23 protein-coding genes are annotated in these 22,413 nt (G+C 41.0%); 9 read left to right on the forward strand and 14 right to left on the reverse strand.

Annotation, left to right across the window (positions count from 1 at the left end):
- Window positions 1-137 precede the first annotated feature (137 nt).
- Both hemB and thiO read left to right on the forward strand, forming a co-directional pair.
- Entirely contained in the window at window positions 138-1,151 is a 1,014-nt protein-coding gene (hemB, locus tag NG55_RS05820; protein ID WP_065342657.1) for a porphobilinogen synthase, read from the forward strand.
- A gap of 59 nt (window positions 1,152-1,210) precedes the next feature.
- Window positions 1,211-2,332, forward strand: coding sequence for a glycine oxidase ThiO (gene thiO, locus NG55_RS05825; protein ID WP_065342658.1), 1,122 nt, complete (start codon window positions 1,211-1,213; stop codon window positions 2,330-2,332).
- Here the strand turns inward: thiO and NG55_RS05830 are convergent.
- The 3 genes from NG55_RS05830 to NG55_RS05840 all read right to left on the reverse strand — a co-directional run bounded on the left by NG55_RS05830 (window position 2,318) and on the right by NG55_RS05840 (window position 4,495).
- The gene (locus NG55_RS05830; RefSeq protein ID WP_065342659.1) at window positions 2,318-3,223 is read right to left on the reverse strand and encodes a TIGR01777 family oxidoreductase; all 906 of its coding nucleotides are present in this window, start codon (window positions 3,221-3,223) and stop codon (window positions 2,318-2,320) included. The genes thiO and NG55_RS05830 overlap by 15 nt on opposite strands.
- An 86-nt stretch (window positions 3,224-3,309) precedes the next feature.
- Window positions 3,310-3,756, reverse strand: coding sequence for an ABZJ_00895 family protein (locus tag NG55_RS05835; RefSeq protein WP_065342660.1), 447 nt, complete (start codon window positions 3,754-3,756; stop codon window positions 3,310-3,312).
- A gap of 289 nt (window positions 3,757-4,045) precedes the next feature.
- Window positions 4,046-4,495, reverse strand: coding sequence for a GNAT family N-acetyltransferase (locus NG55_RS05840; protein WP_065342661.1), 450 nt, complete (start codon window positions 4,493-4,495; stop codon window positions 4,046-4,048).
- Window positions 4,496-4,652: 157 nt separating this feature from the next.
- Between NG55_RS05840 and NG55_RS05845 the strand changes: the two genes are divergently transcribed.
- Window positions 4,653-5,030 (forward strand): VOC family protein, encoded by a 378-nt coding sequence (locus NG55_RS05845; protein ID WP_065342662.1) that lies wholly within the window; start codon window positions 4,653-4,655, stop codon window positions 5,028-5,030.
- A 29-nt stretch (window positions 5,031-5,059) separates the two neighbouring features.
- Here the strand turns inward: NG55_RS05845 and NG55_RS05850 are convergent, their stop codons facing one another.
- Window positions 5,060-5,842, reverse strand: a complete 783-nt coding sequence (locus NG55_RS05850) for a crotonase/enoyl-CoA hydratase family protein (RefSeq protein WP_065342663.1) — start codon at window positions 5,840-5,842, stop codon at window positions 5,060-5,062.
- Between the two features lie 163 nt (window positions 5,843-6,005).
- On the opposite strand from NG55_RS05850, the gene NG55_RS05855 reads away from it, so the two are divergent.
- The 3 genes from NG55_RS05855 to NG55_RS05865 are packed head-to-tail and all read left to right on the forward strand — an operon-like array spanning window position 6,006 to window position 11,570.
- Window positions 6,006-7,256 (forward strand): exonuclease SbcCD subunit D, encoded by a 1,251-nt coding sequence (locus tag NG55_RS05855; protein ID WP_065342664.1) that lies wholly within the window; start codon window positions 6,006-6,008, stop codon window positions 7,254-7,256.
- A 9-nt stretch (window positions 7,257-7,265) separates the two neighbouring features.
- Window positions 7,266-10,862 (forward strand): AAA family ATPase, encoded by a 3,597-nt coding sequence (locus tag NG55_RS05860; protein WP_065342665.1) that lies wholly within the window; start codon window positions 7,266-7,268, stop codon window positions 10,860-10,862.
- Between the two features lie 39 nt (window positions 10,863-10,901).
- The gene (locus tag NG55_RS05865; protein WP_065342666.1) at window positions 10,902-11,570 is read left to right on the forward strand and encodes an HAD family hydrolase; all 669 of its coding nucleotides are present in this window, start codon (window positions 10,902-10,904) and stop codon (window positions 11,568-11,570) included.
- A gap of 118 nt (window positions 11,571-11,688) precedes the next feature.
- Here NG55_RS05865 and NG55_RS05870 read toward each other — a convergent pair whose 3' ends face one another.
- From NG55_RS05870 to NG55_RS05880, 3 genes are all read right to left on the reverse strand, one after another.
- Window positions 11,689-12,084, reverse strand: coding sequence for a hypothetical protein (locus NG55_RS05870; RefSeq protein ID WP_065342667.1), 396 nt, complete (start codon window positions 12,082-12,084; stop codon window positions 11,689-11,691).
- A gap of 161 nt (window positions 12,085-12,245) precedes the next feature.
- On the reverse strand, window positions 12,246-12,986 hold the full coding sequence (locus tag NG55_RS05875; RefSeq protein ID WP_065342668.1) for a hypothetical protein: 741 nt from the start codon (window positions 12,984-12,986) through the stop codon (window positions 12,246-12,248).
- A gap of 187 nt (window positions 12,987-13,173) precedes the next feature.
- The gene (locus NG55_RS05880; protein ID WP_065342669.1) at window positions 13,174-13,860 is read right to left on the reverse strand and encodes a YggS family pyridoxal phosphate-dependent enzyme; all 687 of its coding nucleotides are present in this window, start codon (window positions 13,858-13,860) and stop codon (window positions 13,174-13,176) included.
- A gap of 125 nt (window positions 13,861-13,985) precedes the next feature.
- Here NG55_RS05880 and NG55_RS05885 point away from each other — a divergent pair, with 125 nt between their 5' ends.
- Complete coding sequence (locus tag NG55_RS05885) at window positions 13,986-15,023, forward strand: type IV pilus twitching motility protein PilT (RefSeq protein WP_004655144.1); 1,038 nt, start codon at window positions 13,986-13,988, stop codon at window positions 15,021-15,023.
- A gap of 24 nt (window positions 15,024-15,047) precedes the next feature.
- Complete coding sequence (locus NG55_RS05890; protein WP_004805191.1) at window positions 15,048-16,166, forward strand: PilT/PilU family type 4a pilus ATPase; 1,119 nt, start codon at window positions 15,048-15,050, stop codon at window positions 16,164-16,166.
- 96 nt (window positions 16,167-16,262) lie between these two features.
- Here the strand turns inward: NG55_RS05890 and fur are convergent, their stop codons facing one another.
- Window positions 16,263-16,700, reverse strand: coding sequence for a ferric iron uptake transcriptional regulator (fur, locus tag NG55_RS05895; protein ID WP_004655147.1), 438 nt, complete (start codon window positions 16,698-16,700; stop codon window positions 16,263-16,265).
- A 111-nt stretch (window positions 16,701-16,811) separates the two neighbouring features.
- On the opposite strand from fur, the gene NG55_RS05900 reads away from it, so the two are divergent.
- Window positions 16,812-17,210 carry an outer membrane protein assembly factor BamE gene (locus tag NG55_RS05900; protein WP_004655148.1) on the forward strand — a complete coding sequence of 133 codons (399 nt, stop codon included), beginning with the start codon at window positions 16,812-16,814 and terminating at the stop codon, window positions 17,208-17,210.
- A gap of 53 nt (window positions 17,211-17,263) precedes the next feature.
- Here the strand turns inward: NG55_RS05900 and NG55_RS05905 are convergent, their stop codons facing one another.
- The 6 genes from NG55_RS05905 to argB form a co-directional block, all read right to left on the reverse strand.
- A complete protein-coding gene (locus NG55_RS05905; protein ID WP_065342670.1) occupies window positions 17,264-17,587 on the reverse strand; it encodes an RnfH family protein in 324 nt (107 codons plus the stop codon).
- Window positions 17,587-18,669 (reverse strand): SLC5/6 family protein, encoded by a 1,083-nt coding sequence (locus NG55_RS05910; protein ID WP_016541954.1) that lies wholly within the window; start codon window positions 18,667-18,669, stop codon window positions 17,587-17,589. The genes NG55_RS05905 and NG55_RS05910 overlap by 1 nt, the downstream gene beginning before the upstream one ends.
- A gap of 244 nt (window positions 18,670-18,913) precedes the next feature.
- Complete coding sequence (locus tag NG55_RS05915; RefSeq protein WP_004655155.1) at window positions 18,914-19,369, reverse strand: bacteriohemerythrin; 456 nt, start codon at window positions 19,367-19,369, stop codon at window positions 18,914-18,916.
- 285 nt (window positions 19,370-19,654) lie between these two features.
- On the reverse strand, window positions 19,655-20,503 hold the full coding sequence (locus NG55_RS05920; protein ID WP_032865781.1) for a class II glutamine amidotransferase: 849 nt from the start codon (window positions 20,501-20,503) through the stop codon (window positions 19,655-19,657).
- A gap of 99 nt (window positions 20,504-20,602) precedes the next feature.
- The gene (locus NG55_RS05925; RefSeq protein WP_016541957.1) at window positions 20,603-21,379 is read right to left on the reverse strand and encodes a GNAT family N-acetyltransferase; all 777 of its coding nucleotides are present in this window, start codon (window positions 21,377-21,379) and stop codon (window positions 20,603-20,605) included.
- 127 nt (window positions 21,380-21,506) lie between these two features.
- Window positions 21,507-22,406: an acetylglutamate kinase gene (gene argB / locus NG55_RS05930; protein ID WP_004655163.1), complete on the reverse strand. Its 900-nt coding sequence runs from the start codon at window positions 22,404-22,406 to the stop codon at window positions 21,507-21,509.
- Window positions 22,407-22,413 lie beyond the last annotated feature (7 nt).

A 22,413-nucleotide genomic window follows, 5' to 3' on the forward strand; every position in this document is an offset into this window, starting at 1 on the left:
CCATTATTTTGCACAAATCTAAAAATATGGGGCTACAATAGCGGGGTTCTGTAATTGGGCAACAACGCTAAGCTCTCCCTAGCGTGACGAAATACCCCAATTATTCCTATAGTGTAATACTGAACATCGAGATTGTTATGACTTATACGTTCAATCGTCCAGCTTTTCCTGCGACTCGCATGCGCCGTATCCGTAAAAATGACCAACTTCGTGCCATGGTCAGCGAAACTCATTTAACGGCAGATCACTTGATTTATCCAGTGTTTGTACTACCAGGACAACAACAAACCCAAGACATTCCAAGCATGCCCAATGTGCAACGTTTGTCGGCTGATTTATTACTAAAAAAAGCAGAAACCTTGCTTGAACTCGGGGTTTCAAAACTTGCCTTATTCCCTGTCACACCACAACAAGATAAAAGCTTAACCGCAGAAGCTGCTTGGGACGACAATGGCTTGGTTCAAACGACCTGTCGCCTACTTAAAAAAGAATTGCCAGAAATGGTTCTGATTACCGATGGTGCATTGGACCCTTATACCACACATGGTCAAGACGGTATTATTGATGATACGGGTTATGTACTGAATGATGAAACCGTTGAATGCTTAGTGAAACAAGCACTCAGTCATGCTGCCGCTGGTGCCGATGTAATTGCACCAAGTGACATGATGGATGGTCGTATCGGTGCGATTCGTCAAGCATTAGAGCAAAACGATTTTATCTACACCAACATCATGGCCTATTCAGCCAAATATGCCTCAAGCTTCTACGGACCTTTCCGTGATGCGGTGGGTTCTGCCAGTAACCTGAAAGGTGGCAATAAATACAATTACCAGATGGATATTGGCAACCGTGCTGAAGCCCTGCATGAAATTGCGCTGGATCTGCAAGAAGGTGCGGATATGGTGATTGTTAAACCGGGTATGCCTTATCTAGATGTGGTTCGTGAAGTTAAAGATACCTTCGGTGTCCCAACCTTTATCTATCAAGTGAGTGGTGAATACGCCATGCTTGCAGGTGCGATTCAAAACGGTTGGCTCTCTGACAACGTGATTCTAGAATCATTGATGTGTTGCCGTCGTGCAGGTGCAGATGGGATCTGGACCTATTTTGCAGAAGATGCAGCACGTAAATTAAAAGAGATGAAATAAAATCTCCCCTAACCCCTCTTTGATAAAGAGGGGAATCTTTAACTTGGCTTAACTTTATTATGCATATTGCCATCATTGGTGCGGGTATTAGTGGCTTAATGTCAGCATTGGAACTTGCTGAACAAGGCTGCTCTGTCGATATTTTTGACCAACAGCTTGCAGGTCAGGCTGCCTCATGGGCGGGTGGAGGTATCCTTTCCCCCATGTATCCTTGGCGTTATGCGCCCGAAGTGAATCAGCTGGCCCAATACGGCAAGGCACTCTACCAAACATGGAATGAAAAACTGCTGCCTGTTACGGGTATTGATTTTCAAATCCACGATACGGGCATGCTGATCTTTGATCAGGAAGATTTTGAAATTGGTTTGAATTATGCCACGCGACATCAAGAACCGATGCAACACTGTGAACTGCTCAGTCGCCCCAAACTCGAAAAGATTAATCCCTATATTTCCCAACAATTCCAACAAGCTATTTATTTCCCACACCTGTCCAATGTTCGTAATCCACGTTTATTACAATCGTTAATTTGCTATTTAAAACAACATCCCGCTGTTCGTTTCTTTGAGCATTGCCCTGTTGAAAAGTTAATGATTCAGAATAAGAAAGTGCTCGGAATTGAAACTGCAGAGGGTCAGAAATTTAGCGCAGATCATGTCGTGATTACCTCGGGTGCTTGGAGTCAGCAATGGCAGCAACAAATCCAGCGCAATATCCCCGTACATCCTGTACAAGGGCAAATGCTGTTATTTAAAACCCCTGAAAACTGGCTACCAACCATGTGCATGAATCAAGTGATGTATCTGATTCCACGCCAAGATGGTCATATCGTCTGTGGTTCAAGCATGGCAGATACAGGCTTTAGCACCGCGGTGGATGCAAACACCCAACAGGATATTCTCAACGCTTGTTTAGAGATGGTGCCTGAATTAGCGCAATTCCCGATTGTAAAACGCTGGGCGGGTTTACGCCCGAGTTCTCCACAAGGTATTCCCTATATCGGCGCAATGCCTGAGTTAGAAAACCTCTGGGCCAATTTTGGACATTTCCGCAATGGTTTATGTATGGGCTCAGGTTCAGCACGTTTGCTGCGCCAACTCATTTTAGGACAAGAGACATTGGTTGATCCGAATGCTTATTCTCCTCTGCGCTTAAAGCGACAGGATTTAATTTCTTGCTAGAATCGCAGTTAATGCCACATTTAAATCTGGATATTGAAATTGAAAGCCCTGTTCCAGCAAGGCCTTGGGCGTCACATATTGGCCATTTAAAATAAGCTGTGCTTGTTCGCCAAGCATTGATGTAAATACACACTTAGGCATTCGCATAAAAGGTTTGCGCTTTAAAACATGAGCAGCCGTTTGAGCAAATTGTTGTTGATTGATTTGTTCAGGTGCAACTAGGTTATATATCTGTTGAGGATGAGTAGATTGCAGCAAAAAAACCATGGCATTCAGTACATCTTGGATATGAATCCACACCACAGGTTGCTGCCCTGAACCAATTTTTGCAACCGCATTCAATCGAATCGGCAACAGCATTTGTGGCAAAATCCCACCCTGCCCAAAAACCACACCCAAACGAATGATCTTGGTATTTTGTTGGCTAAATTTTAAAGCGGCTTGCTCCCACTTCTGGCAAAGTTCAGACATAAAAATCGCTTGCGGTGCTGTATTTTCATCACAAACCAACTTCCACTGTTCTTGTGGATCAATACCATAATAACCAATCGCAGACCCAGAAATAATGCATTTCGGAAAAATTTGCCGTTGTTCCAACCATTGATACAGTTGTTCTGTCAGCGCAACACGGCTGTGTATTAATTGCTGCTTACGCTGTTCAGTCCAGCGTTTTGCGCCAATATTTTCACCCGCCAGATTAATTACATAATCAATCTGTTGCGTTTCAATTTGATCAAGATCATTCACCCAACGCAGGTCTGAATGCTGAGAAACTCGATTGGGTTGTCGGGTCAACGCAATAATTTGATATTGTCGTTCCAATAAAAAAGGCAACAAATGAGAGCCAATAAAGCCACTTGCGCCTGTGATTAAAACTGTCTGTTTTTGCATCCCACTCTCATCCCGCATGATATTGATCCAACTCCACATCTAAGTCTTAGCAGAATAAAAGGAGATTACAAGTGAACTTTATTCGACTAGCTAAACATTTTATTGGCCATTCTTTGTGCTTGCGGCCCATAGAACCAATAGGTAATTAAGAAGAGCGGCACGGCGATCACAAACCACATTGCTAAAATACTAAGCAGAAATGCAGGTTGTTTTAGATATAACAAGAAGTTTTGCCAAACTTCGGGATCTTTACGTGCAAAAATAAACAGCCCTAACAATAAGCCACAGACATTGTATCCCCAAAAGATCAGACTAAATCCAATGCTTAAACGTTTCCTTTCCTGTGGCGTCGGTGCACGGCGCTGTTTCTTCAAAAATTTGAATAAAATAACAATGATGGCAATTAAATAAGGAATCGCAGTCAACACGCCCCCAATACTATTGGGTAAAATAGCTGCCAGTACACCGACCAACAAGGTCGCAGTAAAACAAATTATAAAAAACCAGATATAGTACAAACGCAATGAAATCATAAAGATAAACCTAATTAGACTGGCTTTAGAAAATAATTATAAATTTTTTTCACTTTTTTTTCATTTTTATGTCAACCAATCCTCAACCAGTGTCGTTATATAAGGTATAAGGTCGCAGCAACCGATTGTACATTGCACGGCATCCGCAATGTTTTCGGTGACCTTTCATTATGACTCTCCATCTTTCGCAATGGTTGTGTTAGCAGCCAGAACCATTGAAAAAGATTTTGACCGACGATTTATCATCACTCGAATCGTCGGTTTTTATTTGCCTGAAATTTGAGTTTGATCAGATATTGGCTACATACATTTTAATCAGCCCACCCTCATCTTCTGTCACCATAGTTAAAAATGTCCAACCACACTTTTCATAGAAATCATCTAAGTCACTCACCAGATAGAGCTTTTCAATGCCTAATGTTTTCATCTCCATTCGGGCAAAATCCAGCAACTGTCTGGCAATATTTTGCTTCCTATAAATCTTTTCTACGAATAAAGCACATAGGTTTGGGCTCAGGTCTTTGCGCTCATGGAAGTCATTATCGATCACCCCAGTGCCAGCAATAATGTGCTGTTGTTCATTCAGAATCACATACCATTGCGGAATTCCTTCTGGCTGCTCAATCGAGCTTTGTATGCTGTCTCGATAGGCCTCAACAGGAATCCCCCATTGATTCGAAAACCATATGGCAGCCTGTTCTTGCAATTCAGGATGATTCGCTAATTTAATAATCTTCATCAATACAGGATTAACCTCTTATACTTTACTCAAATGTATTCAATGCGATTTTATGATCAAACCGCAAAAAGCGCATCTGCTTACATAAATCTCTCGTTCTTCAATTCCATATCTCTTTAGAATAATTCTACTACTATAAAAATTAAGGACAGATGGAATGAACAACATTATTTATTTTGAAATTCAGTCATCAGATCCACAACGTGACATTCACTTTTATCAATCCGTATTTGGCTGGAAATTTGAAAAAGTAGAAGGCCTACCCATTGAATATTATCGTATCGCAACAACAGGAATTCATGGCGGTTTATTACAACGTCCTGTAGCAACACCAGCAACAGGGTGTGGAACCAATGCCTTTACCTGTAGTATAGAGGTGGCAAATTTCGATGAAACCGCAGCTCAAATTTTAAGTTTAGGTGGGATTATCGCCATGGAAAAATTTGCGATACCTAACCGCTGCTGGCAAGGCTATTTCATCGACCTCGATCATAATACCTTTGGGATTTGTGAAATCGATGAACAGGCGCAGTAACTTGCTAAATTCAAGTTAAATTTAAATGATTACCGCCCCTTAAACTGCGGTGGACGTTTTTCTAACATGGCGCGAACGCCTTCTTGAGCATCTTCAGATACAAACAGCGGCATTAAATAATTGTTCATTTTTTCAAATGCAACTGTTTGCCCTTCCACGACTGCATCAGTTGCAGAAGCCAATAAAGCTTGCACTGCCAGCGGCGCAGAAACACAGATTTCTTTAGCAATTTCCAAGGCACGTTCAAGTTGCTGCCCTGACGCCACCACCTCCGAGACGAGATTCAGCTCATATGCCGTTTTGCTATTAAAGGTCTTCCCCGTCAATAAATAAGGCATGGCTTTTTGCCAACCAGCAGCTTGTACAAAGCGCACTGTTGCACCACCAAATGGCATGATGCCGCGTAATACTTCCAACTGACCAAATACTGTATTTTCGCTGGCAATCACCACATCGGCATTCAGCATTAACTCTACCCCAGCGGTATAGCAGATCCCTTGTACAGCCACCACCACAGGTTTAGTCCGATGTCGACCGCCTGTTCCCCACGGATTCACTTGATCCGCTGCAAAATTAAAAATGCCTTGTGAAATTTTAGACTGTAATTCAACCAAATCTAGGCCCGCGGTAAAATGATCACCATGCGCAAAAATCACGGCGCAACGCAATTCAGCATTGTTTTCATATTCTGTTAAAGCAAGGGATAAATCCTGAATCATATGGCTATCAAAGGCATTGCGCTTTGCAACTCGATCCAGACCGATCAGCATGATGTGATCAATAATTTCGCGGCTTACTTGACCTAAGCTCATTTTATATTCCTCATTGTTAAAATAATGGTCTGGAGATCAAACTAGAGCATCGCTTAAAAATGATCAAGCGGCATCTTGTAGTGCTTTTCTGCTGAGTAAGACTCTCCCTTCCCTCTGAATACGTGCTACCTTATTCTGGTTTATTTTATTTTTAGATTCATTTATGACTGTGCGTTTTTTTCATACGTCTGACTGGCATTTGGGGCAGTTTTTTTATAATCATTCCCGCCACTACGAACATGAACAATTTCTGGCATGGTTACTGGAGCAAATCAAAGCAAAACAACCGCATGCCTTATTGATTGCAGGCGATATTTTTGATGTGATCAACCCCAGCTCACAGGCACAAAAACAACTGTATCAATTCCTTGCCGATGCACATGAGCTTGCCCCACAGATGCAAACCTTGATGATTGCAGGCAATCACGACTCGGGTTATCGCATTGAACAAGTAGAGCCATTATTAGAAAAATATAATGCCAAAGCCGTTGGGGTGATTCGTTGGAATCAAGATAAAAGCCTCGATTTAGAACGTTTAATTTTGCCGATTTATGATGAACAAAAGCAGATTGTGGCGTGGTGTATTGCCCTGCCATTCCTACGTTCAGCTGAAATTACAGGCTTTAATGAACACACCACCAATAGCCAAAATGCGATTGCTTATCTACATCAACAATTAATTGAAGAAGCCAAACGCCGTAAAACTGATGATCAAGCCTTAATTCTAATGTCACATGCGCATATGCAAGGTGGTGAAACTTCCGATTCAGAGCGGCCGATTATCATTGGCAATGAAGAAGCATTGTCTACAGCACTGTTCGATGACAGCATTGATTATGTAGCGCTGGGTCATTTACATAAACCACAAAAGGTACAGCATCCACATATTCGTTATAGTGGTTCACCAATTCCACTCTCATTTAGTGAAATCAACTATAAACATCAAGTGGTTGAAGTCAGCATTGATCCTAAAAAAAATGAAGACGCGTTTAGCTTTGAAGCGTTGCCAATACCCCGAAGTATTCAACTGCATAAAATTAAAGATGAACTCAGTGTAGTCATGCAACGTCTGTGCAATCTACCAAATGAACCGATCGAAAATCTGGAGCACCGTGAATATGTCGATATCGAATATCACACCACGACGCCACCTCAACCCAATTTACGACAACAATTTGAAGATGCCCTGCCCAAAGATCGTTATCGACTGGTGCGCATTTCCAGACAATATCTCTCCAATGAAAGCAATGCAGAGTGCAAGCAAAGTATTAGTTTAGAACCACCGACACCCGAAAAACTATTTCAGCAAATTTGGGAGAAAAAAGGCTATCACGCCGATGATGAAGTCACTCAAGACTTTATGAGTTTGGTCGCAGAAGCACAAAAGCAACTTGAAGATGATCAGACTGTTTAAGGACCTGCCATGAAAATTTTATCAATTCGACTGAAAAATTTGGCATCTCTGGCAGATGAGCATTTTATTGATTTTGAAACTGAGCCTTTGGCCAGTGCTGGACTAATTGCCATTGTTGGAAAAACCGGCGCAGGTAAATCCACCATTTTAGATGCCATGTGTCTGGCCTTATTTAATAAAATTCCCCGTCTCAAAGAAAGTGATGGCAAACTGTTAGATGTCGATGGTTCTGAACTGCTGACCAACTCCCCTTTAACGGTTCTACGTCGCGGCACAGGCCATGGTTTTGCCGAACTGTGTTTTGTGGCGCAAGACCAGAAACATTACCTCGCACGTTGGGAAATTAAACGTGCCCGTGAAAATGCCAGTGGCAAACTACAAAGTGTACAACGTTCACTCAAATGTCTGACCGATGGCGTGGTGATTGCAGATAAAACCAAAGCGGTTGAAGCGCATATTCAACAGATTACCCAACTCAGTTTTGAGCAATTTACTCGTGCGGTACTGTTGGCGCAGTCCGAAGTGACCGCATTTTTAAAGGCACGCGATAATGAACGTGGAGAATTACTTGAATATCTGACCAACTCCAGTATTTTTGCCAAAATTGGACAACTGGCTTTTGAAAAGACCCGTGAAATCAGTAACCAGCGCAAGCAACTCGAAAATGTGCTCGGTCATATCGAAATTCGCTCAGATGAAGAAATAGCTGAATTACAGGCTCAATTCCAGCAGGTACAGCGACAGGTTCAGCAGTTGGAAGCCGACAAAGTTCAGCTCAATCAACAGCAACAATGGTTTGAACAGCGACAGAAACTTCAAACTGAAATCACACTGAAACAGCAACAGCATGACATTCAAATTCAAGCACATCAGGCTTTAGCAGCAGATCGCAGTCGGCTCAGCCAACTCGAAACCTTCTCAGGCATTCGTCCTGTTGTGTTCCAACAGCAACAACTGGAAAAAGCACTGCAACAGCTTGAACCGCAGATTCAACACAAGCAGCAGCGATTTACAGCTGTAAGCACCCAATTTGAGCAAGAAAAAGCAGCTTATACGCAGGCTGAAACGGCCTTACAGCAATTTCAAAGCTTTGAACAAAACCATCAGCATGAACTCACTCAAGTGCGTAAATATGTACAGGAACGTGAATATATTGCTGATGAATATAAGAAAACCAAAGTCCGCTTAAACCAAAACGAAGCGCAACAGCAACCATTGCTTGAGCAACAGCAGCAATTTGAACAAAGTCGCCACAGCCTATCCATACAACAACAAAGTTGCTCTGAACAGCTGCAACAGAGCGCACAATTCTCCGCTTTAGATAAAGGCTTGAATGCACATCTGCAGCAACTCAAGCAATTTATTCAGCAATACCAAAAAGTCGAACAGAATTTAGGTTCGATTCAACAGGCTCAGTCCAAGCTTGAACAAGATCAGATCGTGTTGAATGAGCTCATTCAAAAATTTGGCACACCACAACAGATTGAAAACCAAATTGAGCAGAAACAAAAACTCAGAGAGCAACAACAGGCTCGACTAAATCAACTGGATATCATTCAACAAAAATTGCAGCATTATTTTGAACTTAAAAAAGAATGTGATGAACTAAGTCATCAGCTCAGTAGCACACAGCTACAACACCAGCAGATTGAACAACAACTACAAACCAGCCAAGGTGAATTCCAGTCTGCCAAAACTGAACGGGAAAAATTGCAGCAAATATTGCAACAACAACGTTTACTACATGCTGAAAATATTGAACATCTGCGTGCTGAACTCAAACACGGCGAAGCCTGTCTGGTCTGTGGCAGCACCGAACACCCCTACCGTGATGATGCCAGTCAGCTCTCCAAAGCCTTGTATGAACTTCAACAACAGCAAGAGCAACAGGCCATTCAACAAGAGCAACAATGCTTTCAACTTTGGCAAAACACACAGCAGCAATTTACCCAGATTCGTACCGAACTGACTCAATTGCAATCTGCCATGCAACAAGCGGATGATAAATTCAAACTGCAACATCAGGAGTTAGTCAAACATGCAGCACAGTTCGACGTCCCCTTAGATTTAACTCAGCCGCATGTGGAAATGGCTAAAGCTCAACAGCAATGCATCAATGAGACAACCCAGTTCAAACAGCAGATCGAACTTGAGTTACAGCAATTGCATCAGGCCAATAAAGACCACTATCACCTGAACCAAACCATTCAAAATATCCGCTATCAACTGGAAAGCGTACAGCAGTCACAACAACAGATTCAGCATATTATAGATTGCCTGAATAGCGATGAACAAAACCTATGGCAGCAACAAACCTTAGCCTACTCACAACAGCTTGAGCAGCATTTACAACAACGTGCCCAACAGCTTGAACAAGCTGAAACACTCAGCAAACAACAAGACCAACTCGAACAGCAACTGAATTTATTAAAGTCCAATTTAGTTGGTTTACTGACTCAACATACCGAGTTTAACCAACAACTCAAAGACATCGAGATTAAAGGCAAACACAATACCGAGTCAGCACATCAATTGATTGTAGCGATGACAGGTTTAACCGAACTTAAAGCCAATGAATGGTTAAATCAGCATGATCAACAGCGTCAGCAACTCCAAAATCAATATCAGCAGATCAAGCAAGGTTTTGAACAGGCTCGTCAAAGCTTTGAACAGCAAAAAAATGAACTGCAACAGCTCAAGGCTCAACAACAGCAGCAGCAAGCTAGCCTTGCCCAATCCAAAACCGAAACTCGAGCATGGCTCAGCCAGCATCCTGAGTTTGAAGAACATCTATTCGCAGATTTACTTGCCATTCGTGCTGAGCAAGAACAGCAGATTCGAACATCACTACACAATGCAGAGCGCTCACTCAATGAAGCCGCCTCCGCACTCAAAACACTGCAACAGCAATTAGATGCTCATCAGCAACAACAGCCGCCAATTGAACAGACTCAGCTGCTTGAACACATCCATCTCAATCATGAGAACTTACAGCAGCAAGCTGAACAACGCGATCAGTTCAAACTAAAATTGGAACTCCATCAACAAAATGTTGCCAAGCAAAAACAATTTGCAGATCAAATCCAGCAGATTCAGCAACAGGAACATCGCTGGAATAAAATTTCCAGTTTGATTGGTGATTCTAAAGGTAAAGATTTCCGTGATTTGGCCCAGCAATATAATTTGGATATTCTGCTTGAATATGCCAATCAACAACTCAGTATGTTGTCACAGCGTTATACCTTAAAACGTTTAGAGAACTCCCTCAGCCTTGCCATTATTGACCATGATATGGATGGAGAAACCCGTTCAGTGGCTTCATTGTCTGGTGGTGAGTCTTTCCTGACTGCCCTTGCGATTTCCTTGGCAATTGCCAATATGGCTTCAGGTTCTATGAAAATCGAATCACTGTTTATTGATGAAGGCTTTGGGACGCTGGATGCCTCCTCTTTACATATGGTGATGAATGCCTTAGATCAGCTGCAAAGTCAGGGTCGTAAAGTGGTGTTAATTTCACACATTCAGGAAATGCATGAGCGTATTCCTGTACAAATTCAAGTACAACCGATTGGGTCAGGTTCGAGTCGGATTGAAATTGTCGGTTAAAGCATTATGATGATTAAATAATCACTATTCTTAAATCACATGAATCAGAAAAAAGCGGTTATTTTCGACCTCGATCAAACCTTACTTGATCGGACGGCATCATTAATCAAATTCCTCACGTGGCAGATTAATTTCTTTCAATTGGTTGCTGCCGATGACAGAGAAAAATTTATCCAGCGCTTTCTTGAATTGGATGATAATGGCAAAGTTTGGAAAGACCATGTGTATGAAAATCTGATTCAGGAGTTTTTAATTCAGCATCATTCTAAAGAAATTCTTTTAACCAGTTATATCAATGATTTTAATAAATTTTCATGCTGCTTTAAACATGTAGAAAACGCCATCATCCAATTAAAACAACAAGGCTATTTAATTGGATTAATCTCTAATGGCAGAACACCCTTTCAAGAACATAATTTTTATGCGTTAGGTCTGACTGAATTCTTTTCGAGCATCATTATTTCCGAAGCAGTCGGACTGAGAAAACCAGATCCCGCAATTTTTCTATTATCTTGTCAGCAGCTTGGTGTTTGCCCACAAGATTGTATCTTTGTCGGAGATAATGAACTGGCAGACATACAAGGTGCACAGGCTGTCGGGATGAAAAGCATTTTCTTTCATCCCAATCCAGCGATTTCCTCAGCAATAGCTGATCAAAATCTTCATGATTTTAAAAACTTCATCGAAACATTAAAAGGCTTAAAGTAAATAACTTAAAAAAAGAAAATATGCACAAAGACCTTTAAAAATTCAGGCATAACCATTTGGTCAAGTTCGAAGTCATTTAAGGGATGAATTAGGTTCTAATTGCACCCCTTTTTGAACTTTAAATTTTGTCGTAGGCTGTTTTCATCTCAGCACAAACAGATTTGGTTTCGAGCACAGACTTTTGAAAGCCCTTTAAAGTATCATCAAATGTTGTATATTCTTTGGCAAACTCTTGGTCAAACTGTTTTCTATATTTTTGATTATTATTAAACATCTTAACAATTTGATTTTGATGTACACATGCCCAATGCGCATCAATGACCTCATCTTGTTGCGAATCATTTCCAGTATTTTCCGCTAGTTTTGCAATTAAAAACATAAAAGTTTCTTTAAAATCCTGATATGTTTTATGCTCAGAAATAACTGCTTTTTCAATTTCAGGTGTTGGAGTTGCCTTACTAGAAGTACATATAACAACAATTAAAACAGTCAATATGCATTTTGCGATATTCATTTATATACCTACATTTTAAATAACAGAGGCTAGATTGCCTTCTATTCATTTATCATTGGCCGATCAAAATCTATATGATTTTAAACGTCTTATAGAAATTCTTATTTTTAAATAAGAACATCCCTTCAAGCTAACCAATCTTTTAGGGATGTTTTTATCCATTATTCATTCTTATCAGCGGGGAAAGCCTTTGGTGGAGGAGCATACTTAGATGGCTTTTCTTCTGCAGCTGCATCAGCGGACTTCAGTGATTCAACTTGATAAATCGCTGTTCCAATAATGCCTGTATTCTGAATTGAGCCATTATCCGAATTTGCTGCATAAGCATCCTCAGGCTTACTAAAGGTAAAAGAAGCGACAGCAGAGTCACTCTTACGGAAGCCTTCTATGGTAATTTCACTGTGCGGATGCAGCACATAACCTGCATTATTTCGTGAAGCGGCACTGCCATCTAAAACATCGATCCCATCAACACTTGCGACGATTTCATAGGTATTGTCGGTATGGTTTTCATATTTTAATTGGTAGCTTTGACCATCTTTTGCTGAGAGATAATAGTTTTGGCCATCACGAGATAAAGCAAAGGGTTGATCAGTATCATCAACAATAGAAAAACTAATTTTCCCTGCTGCCAACGAAATACTGTTAACGGTCTTGCCTTGATATTGTTTGTTGGCATAACGGACTTGTGATTCAGCAATCGGTTGCTCGGTTAAACGGCTTAAATTCACCTCGGTCACATGAGAGCTAATCTCATCGCCCCATTTGGTACCCAGTTTCTCATCTACAGCCACTTGAGCATTACTATCGGCAGCCTCTGCAGCCACATCACTCTGTTTTTTACTGCACGCTGCTAAAAATAGACATAAAATAAAAGAGATTAAAAAATAGAGTTTTTTCATTTTAAACGTGATCCTAAATTCAATTTTTATCTTTGTAAAAATAATCGTGATTCATTTATATTCAGGTTGAATATAAATGAATAAACACGTCATTCTAATTTATGCCGTTTTTTTCAGCAGCAGAGATATTTTATATAATTGTAATTTGTTCTTTATTTATACGGCTCTTTATTCAATTCACGCTATATTAATTTGAATAATCCCGTACTCCGAATAATGCAGTTCCTACCCTCACCATGGTTGAACCTGCCGCAATTGCAGCGTCCAGATCAGCAGACATGCCCATACTTAAGGTATCCCAGTCTTGCGGTTGTGCATGTTGCGCTTTCACTTGCTCGAATAGCACTTTAGCATCAGCAAATGCAGCATGATTTTCGGGTGCAGGAATCACCATCAAACCACGTAAACGGATATTGGGGAGCTGGCTGATTTGCTGAACCAGTTCAGCGACCTCCGCAGGTTGGCAACCATCTTTAGAATCTTGCCCATCAATATTCACCTGCAAACAAATATTCAAGGGTTGTAGAGTATCTAAACGCTGACTGGATAAACGCTCAGCGATGATCAAACGATCAACCCCATGTACCCAATCAAATTTCTCAGCCAGATGCCTGGTTTTATTACGCTGCACATGTCCAATAAAATGCCATTCGATTTCTAGTTCTTTTAATTCCTCAATTTTTTCTAACGCTTCCTGTAAATAGTTTTCACCAAAACAACGCTGCCCGACTGCATACATTTCGCGAAGGCTGGCACCAGGATGTGTCTTGGAAACCGCCAACAATTGCACTGTTACAGGATCACGTTGAACACGCTGACAGGCTTGTTCTATTTGATTTAAAACAGATTGGCGGGATTGTTGCGATTGATTCATTGACACAGTTCTCATTTACGAAATCTTTTTTTGCTTTCCATTCTTTAAGGTGTTGGTAAGCCCGAATGAAAGCCTTATATTATTCTACAAAATAATGAGACATTTTAGTTTGTTTCGGGGAAATTATGGATATTACAGAACTACTCGCCTTTTCAGTTAAAAACGGTGCTTCCGATTTACACCTTTCAGCGGGTATGCCTCCTATGATTCGTGTGGATGGTGAAGTTCGTCGTATTAACTTACCAGCACTTGAACATAAAGATGTACATCGCTTGGTGTACGACATTATGAATGATAAACAACGTCGTGACTTTGAAGAAGATTTAGAAACTGACTTTTCATTTGAAGTACCGAATATTGCCCGTTTCCGTGTCAACGCATTTAACCAGAACCGTGGTGCAGGTGCGGTGTTCCGTACCATTCCATCTAAAGTTTTAACGATGGAAGATTTGGGCTTAGGTTCAATTTTCAAAGAAATCTGTGATTATCCACGTGGAATTGTACTCGTCACAGGCCCAACGGGTTCGGGTAAATCCACCACACTTGCAGCGATGATCGACTATATTAACGAAAACCGTTATGACCATATTCTAACGGTCGAAGATCCAATTGAATTTGTACACCAATCGAAAAAATGTCTAATCAACCAACGTGAAGTACATCGCGATACCCACGGCTTTAATGCAGCACTACGTTCAGCATTACGTGAAGACCCTGACATTATTCTGGTCGGTGAGATGCGTGACTTAGAAACCATCCGCTTGGCACTGACCGCTGCGGAAACAGGTCACTTGGTGTTTGGTACACTGCATACCACCTCTGCGGCGAAAACCATTGACCGTGTCATCGACGTATTCCCTGCAGAAGAAAAAGACATGGTGCGTGCCATGCTGTCTGAATCTCTGCAAGCCGTGATTTCTCAAACACTATTGAAAAAGAATGGCGGCGGTCGTGTCGCTGCACATGAAATCATGATCGGTATTCCTGCGATTCGTAACCTTGTCCGTGAAAACAAAGTCGCACAAATGTATTCTGCGATCCAAACAGGTGCCAACTACGGAATGACCACTTTGGATCAAAGCCTAAAAACACTGGTGTCTAAAGGCTTAATTAGCCCTCAAACTGCACGTACCGTGGCCAAACAACCTGAATCATTCCTATAAAAATAAATGGATTAGAGAAATATCATGGACTTTAATGATTTACTCAATTTGATGATTCAACAAAATGCATCGGACTTATTTGTCACTGCGGATGTTGAACCTTCAATGAAAATTAACGGGCAGATCGTGCCTGTTTCCAAATCGAAACTTTCAGGGGAAATTGTAGGTCAACTGGTGCAATCCATTATGACCGACAAGCAGCGTAAAGAATTTGCAGAGACACGTGAATGTAACTTCGCGATCATGAACCGTGAAAAGACTGCTCGTTTCCGTGTCAGTGCTTTTCAGCAACGTGATATGCCAGGCATGGTACTGCGTAAGATTGAAACCCATATTCCAAGCATGGATGATCTAAAACTGCCAGAAGTACTCAAAGAATTGGCGATGACCAAACGTGGCATCATCATTTTTGTAGGTGCAACAGGTACAGGTAAATCGACGTCTCTTGCGTCAATGATTGGTTTCCGTAATCAAAATTCCAAAGGTCATATCATCACCATTGAAGACCCGATTGAATTTGTGCATCAACATGCAGGCTGTATCGTGACACAGCGTGAGGTCGGGATTGATACCGATTCATTTGAGATTGCGCTGAAGAATACACTACGTCAGGCGCCTGACGTAATCTTGATTGGTGAGATTCGTTCACGTGAAACCATGGACTATGCCATCGCTTTCGCCGAAACAGGTCACTTGGTGCTTGCCACCCTGCACGCTAACAACGCTAACCAAGCACTGGATCGTATTATTCACTTCTTTGAAGCAGACCGTCATAGTCAATTGTATATGGATTTGTCGCTGAATTTAAAAGCGCTCGTCGCACAGCAGTTGATTCCAACACCGGATGGTAATTCACGTCGTGCTGCGATTGAGATTTTGATCAATACACCACTTTTGGCGGATTATATCCGTAAAGGTGAAATTCATGAGATTAAAGATCTGATGAAACGTTCACGCGAATTGGGTATGCAAACCTTTGACCAAGCCCTATTCGACCTTTATAAAGCAGGTCAGATTACTTATAAAGATGCCTTGAAACACGCAGACTCGCCAAACGACTTACGTCTCACCATCAAACTGTCAGAAGAAGGCGCAGACCAGTTATTGAGTGCCAGCCGTAACATCACCTTCGATGGCCAATAATTCAAATTAAGCCATTAAAAAAGGGAAGGTTTTTGTAACCTTCCCTTTTTATTTGTTCAGTTTTCGTGAACACTTAGATTTTTTACTCAATACAACTTATTTTTTACGATAAGCCTCTTGGCATTCTGCATCACTACAGTAACCGTATAGGTTTAAAGAGTGTCCAGTTAGAGCAAAACCATGTTGGTCTGCAACTGAATGTTGCTCTTTCTCGATAATATCATTTGTAAATTCAATAACTTTATTACAATTTAAGCAAACAAGGTGATCATGATGATCTTCCTGCATGATTTCAAAAACAGAGTGATTGTTTTCAAAATGATGACGCTGAATAATACCTGCAGCTTCGAATTGTGTTAACACACGGTAAACCGTCGCTAAGCCAACATCTTCACCTTGTTCAAGCAAGGTTTTATAAATATCTTCAGCACTTAAATGATGTTGTTTTGAATTTTCTAATAATTCCAAAATCTTAATACGAGGAAGGGTAACTTTAAGTCCAGCTTTGCGTAAGTCTTGATTGGAAATCGGCATAAAAAAAGGTCTCTCAACAAATCTTAAGTTGGAATAGGCAATAGAGTTTAGATGCAGTATGATCTATCCTTGAACCAAATGCATCATCATTTATCAGGATAGTGTAGCAAAATGCAAAAAATCATGCTGGCGTTGTTCGTCACTTCAGTACTTAGCGGTTGTTCAGTCTTTGGTGTTTATAAAGTTGATATTCCACAGGGAACACCATTAACCAAAGCACAAGCTTCTCAAGTACAAGTGGGCATGAGCTTTCAGCAAGTCCGTTTCTTGCTTGGTAGTCCAACAGTGACAGATCCACTGAATCCACAACGTTGGGACTACATCTACAACTATATCCCAGGTACTTATGCGAAAAAAGCAAAAATACCTGCGGCTCACGGTCAACATTTAAAAGTTTATTTTGATGCGAATGGTAATGTCGAACGCCTGGAAGGTTTAGATACGATTCCAGAGTCACAACCTGGTTTACCGGCATCAAAAGAAGCGATTTTGACTGCGCCACCACTATAACGGCTTTCCCGTAAAAAGAAACCCCTCATCGAATCAATCGTGAGGGGTTTTCTTTATGAGCTTGATGGTCTAAAACGATTACCTTTAATAAATCGCCCAACTGGATTCTTCGCCGCCCGCTTACGCCGAATATCTTTCGGGTTAATGGTAAGCGCGCGATAGATCTCAACACGATCACCCGCATGCAACACGGTATCTGCTTCAATCTTGCTACCAAATATTCCCAAATGCAAAAGCTCTGGCAAGCTTACCTGCTCAGCTAAGCCACTGGCATCAATCGCGTGTTGCGCCGTCATACCCTCATGAAAACGAACTGCGAGATGAAATTGCTGCTCAGGTGGTGCATAAGCCACCCAAACCTGTTGAACCTGCTCCATTACAGCACTTGCCCAATCACCGCAATCATTGCCACCACAATTGAAAGTGGTAACACGATACGGATGGCAATACGCCAGAGGTTATAAAACAGCTCATTGCTAAAGCCCATCGCTTTGCGCAAATGGCTAATCTTCATAATCCAGCCAGCAAACAATGCATAAACTAGGCAAATCACTAGTCCCCATAACATTAACAAGGTATTAAAAATTTGCTCGACTTGTGGCACAGCCCAAATAGCAATTGCCGCTAGTAAAATGAGCCATTGCATCACAATCGCAAGTTGACGCTGCGCCAATTGCTCTTTGGCAAATTGAATTAATAAGGCAGCAGACATTGTTGCCGCAAAAACCCATACTAACGCTGGAAGCTGTGTTTGAACTGAGAAAAAGCCAAATGCAATCACCGCAAGCAGTTGTGCCACCCAAATCGGCAATACCGCAGTTGTAGCGGCATCTTGCTGCTTTACTGCTGCTAAACTACTCTGCCAATATAAACCGAGGCCTAAACCACTTGCGACCAAAGCAAGTACTGTCGCATTGCCCCACTCCTTAAACTCGACACCCGTCCAATGCCATGCTTGTAAATGGGTTCCCATCACATTGGCAAGTACGAGTGCAGCGAGTACCCCGAGCAGGGTTAAAACGATTAAAAACTGACGAGGAATAAAAGACAGTGCCAATGCCACAACCGCAAAAATCGCAAAAACCACTTGGCTTGAGAGATCTAATCCAAGTTGTTGGCTGGTCACCTGTGTTGCTGTCATCAGCATACTGCCAGCAAAAAATGGGACAAAAACAACCGCCAACCATCCCACAATACGCCATTTTGGTGACGCATCTGCATCACGTGTTAAGCTAGAAAGTGCCTGTAATGCAGTCGTTTGCGAACGTTTAGCTAAAGCAATTTCAAGATAACCGATAGGTAATGCCAATAAAATCATGGTGCCTAACCACAGTAGCCAGAAATCGAATTGACGATCGATCTGGATTCCAACAGTAGGCGCCAATGTGGTAATCATGACAAAAGATAGGCAAAACGCCATCACTGGTGCAAGCCAGCGTGACAGAGTTGTGTCCTGCATAATGCATTCCTTGAAAAATCTTTGAGCTCATTGCGCTTTATGGAGTTTGCAATGAAATATTCAATCTATTTTGCCTTTCTCACGCCTGAAAATCAAAACAAAAGATATCGAAAGAAAGAAGCAAATCACCTTACGATGATTTGCTGCGCACGAATTATTATATTATTAAGTAAACCCCTTATGTTCACTCATACCACTCCTTATTATTATTTATCATAAGGGGTCTTTTATTATTGTCTTATTATTATGAGAAGAATCGAGAAAACCAGTTTTTCCCTTTTTTCTTTTCATTTTCCTTAATGATTCCAATCATATTTTCCTTTACAGCGCCCACATAATCTGCATCATCATGGCGGATATGGTTGATTAACCATTTTGATAGTGCTTCATGCAGCTCACTATCAATTTCTTGCCCCAACTCAAAACGTTGACGATAAGTCTCTATCTTTTTGATAAATAAGTCATGTACACGCTTATGTGGTACGCGATATTTATAGTTTGCTTCTTCTTGTAAGCTTTCTTCAAAAGTAAAATGAGACTGGGTATAATCAATGATATTATCCAAAATACCTTTTAATTTCGCCCGATCATCGCCCTCATTTAATTCATCAATTTCATTAATATAATCGAGAATGCGACGATGCTGATCATCAATCACCTCGATTCCTGTATTATATTCGACAGACCATTTCATACCCAGATCGAACCCCAAACCATATTTGATTTATTGAATAAGAATATAATATCGACAAAGCAATTAAATAAAAACACAGCATTTTTGTCAGATTTTAACTATTTATAAGAAAAATAAATTAAACCCTTGTTTTATATTTATTTTAATATTTTAACCAATCAAAACACTCAAGTATTTTTTAACCAGTTAGAAAAAATATCTATCTAATTTTATTAGAATAACTAAAAAATAAAAAGGTTTTACTCATAAAAGGTATATCTAATATATATATTATTAATACCTTTTTAAATATTAATACTGGTCTGCTTTAGTTACTCGTTTTAAGGCTGGGTTTTCTGCCTCGCGGATTAAACGCTCCACTCGAGTCAAGGCATGCAGAATCGGCTTACCGTGCTGAAATAAAATCATTTCCCCGGCTTGGTATGCTGTCCATGCTTCATTATGCGTTAAAGGCTCCGTTGTAATCACGGCAACCCGATCCTCAGGCGTGGTTACTTGACTAAAGTCGACTTCAACATCGAGATCAATTAAATGGGCAGGTTGAAATGGATATTCGCGGACTAACCAATGCAGTTTGGTTGTGGCATAACTAAATAGCGCCTTGCCATTTGATAAACAGAAATTAAATGTGCCGTGCTCTGCAATCTGCGGAGCAATCCGCTGTAATAGTGCAAAGATTTCTTCTAGGCTGGGTTCGGTGTAGCCAAAGGCTTCAACAAATTGATCCAGTAAATAACAAAATGCCAGTTCACTATCAGTATTACCTACTGGCTCGAAACGGCCACTTAACTCAGGTTTAAAATCATGTAAATCGCCATTATGGGCAAAAATCCAATGTCTGCCCCATAACTCACGCAAAAAAGGATGTGAGTTTTCTAAATTGATTTTACCTTGCGTGGCTTTACGAATATGCGCAATCACATTACGAGACTTGATTGGATAGTTGCGAATTAAATCAGCAATAGGAGATTCAACTGCAGATTGATTATCCACAAATAATCGGCAGGCTTTATCTTCAAAAAAAGCGATCCCAAAACCATCACAGTGGTCAGAGGTCACCCCTGCGCGTTGTGAAAACCCACGAAAAGAAAAAGTAATATCTGTCGGGGTGGCGCAATTCATTCCTAATAGCTGGCACATATCTTTTAACTATCTAACATCTATGCCTATTGTGCATGAGGGAGAGATACCTTGTAAATCTCAATATGTGCTCACTATTAGATTAAGAATGATAAGGTACTAACGTTGCACCATTTTGTTCATCACAAAAGAAGTGGCAATCTTATTCACTTCAAGGAAAACAAAATAATCCAAGCATTTAAAATCTTCATCATAAAATGCTTGTTTTGACAATTTCGACTGCATTCCTAAATAAGTTTGGAAAAGCTTTGGCATACGCTCATCTTGCGGGAAACTATAATCAGGACGCTCTGGCTCAAAGCTACGCTTTGAACGAATATCAATCGTCTGATGCTCACCCAATTGTTGAATCTGACGATGGGTGTAGTAAGCACGCGCCAAATTATCTTCTAAATGAATACTAACGCAACCCATCAAATACTTGGCACGCATAGACCATAGGACTTTAGGGGTCAGGTTCAACCAGAGCATTGACAGGGCTTTACCCGAACGGAATTTTGGATGAACACAAGTACGTCCAATTTCGAGAATACTCGGTAAATGAGAGAATTGTGGAACGATTTCAAATTCTTGAGCACTATAACTCTGTCCAATTTCATGGCCTTGGAACAATTTAAGCCGTGTATAGGCCACGATTTCGCCTGTCCATTTTTCCCGTAATACCGCGTGCTCGCAACCGAAATCATATAAGTCTTGGTCTAAACCGTCTTCAAAGCGCATCCCAAATTGATGGCTGAATTGTGTCGCTCTAAAGCGTTGTACTTCTTGTAATTCTTTTAAATTATCCACCCATTCAAAACGGAATTGATTTTGAGCTGGTTTGTGGCGTAAAGGTAAAGTCAATGTCTGGCGATATTGATTTAATTTTTCTAGCATAATGAAAGCTCCTTATGGCTAGATTCACCTTAAAGCGCTTAAATGACATTGCGATGACTAAAACATGAACAACTGATGACGAAAAAAAGAGACCCTTCGAGGTCTCTTTAAAAATCAATAGAATAAATTAATGTTTGGCGCGGTTGGTAATCAATGTACCGACACCATGATCGGTGAAGATCTCTAGTAGGCTTGCATGCGGTACACGTCCATCAACAATATGTGCACTAACCACACCACCTTTAACCGCATCAAGCGCACAACCTACTTTCGGAATCATACCGCCATAAATCACACCTGTTTCAATCAGGCGATCAACTTCTTGTGTGCTTAGACCAGTCAATAGATTTTTATTTTCGTCCAATACACCTGTGATATTGGTCAATAAAATCAGCTTTTCAGCACCAAGCGCTTCTGCAACTTTTCCCGCCACAAGATCCGCATTGATATTATAGGTATTGCCTTCCTCATCGACACCCAAGGGTGCAATTACGGGAATAAAATCGCTTTGGGTAAACATTTCTAGCACATCAGTTTTTACACCAGTGACTTCACCGACCATACCCAAATCAATTTGTGAAATCGAACCGTCTGCTTCCTGTTTTTCCATCAGCAATTTGCGTGCACGCAGTAAATTGCCATCTTTACCCGTTAAACCAATGGCGCGGCCACCATGCTTATTAATCAGATTTACGATCGATTTATTGACGCTACCGCCCAACACCATCTCAACCACCTCCATGGTGGCTTGATCAGTCACGCGCATCCCATCAATACGATCAGATTCTTGTCCAAGGCGTTTCAACAGTGAATCCACTTGTGGACCACCACCATGCACCACAATCGGGTTTAAACCCACGGTTTTTAACAACACGATGTCACGGGCAAATGAACTTTCCAACTCTGGATCCGTCATCGCATTACCACCATATTTTACAACCAGCGTTTTTCCTGCAAAACGTTGGATATACGGCAAAGCTTCGATCAAAATTTTTGCTTTATCAATGCCGATATGCTCATGTGGCATGCGTCTC

The sequence above is a fragment of the Acinetobacter gyllenbergii genome (assembly GCF_001682515.1).
Lineage (GTDB): Bacteria > Pseudomonadota > Gammaproteobacteria > Pseudomonadales > Moraxellaceae > Acinetobacter > Acinetobacter gyllenbergii.